Origin of the sequence: Catenibacterium sp. AM22-6LB, assembly GCF_003435615.1 — a bacterium.
GTDB lineage: Bacteria > Bacillota_I > Bacilli_A > Erysipelotrichales > Coprobacillaceae > Catenibacterium > Catenibacterium mitsuoka_A.
Genome location: NZ_QTUM01000007.1, coordinates 1 through 250 on the forward strand (window position 1 = coordinate 1; position 250 = coordinate 250).

Sequence of the window (250 nt, forward strand, 5' to 3'; positions counted from 1 at the left end):
AAGGAATTGGCATTGACCTTGGATTAAAGGACTTTGCGATTGTCTCTAATGGAAAAACTTATAAGAACATCAATAAATCTGCAAAATTAAAGAAACTTGAAAAAAAGCTTATTCGAGAACAGAGAAGTCTTTCTCGAAAGTATGAAAATCTAAAGAAAGGAGAGTCCACTCAAAAAAGAAATATACAGAAACAAAGGCTTAAGATACAGAAGCTTCATCATAGAATTGACAATATTCGTACTGATTACAT

Annotated in this window: 1 protein-coding gene; it reads left to right on the top strand. The window is 31.2% G+C overall.

Annotation, left to right across the window (positions count from 1 at the left end):
- Positions 1-250, top strand: a 250-nt coding sequence (locus DW269_RS02870) for a transposase (protein WP_147321674.1), incomplete at both ends; no start/stop codon positions are given.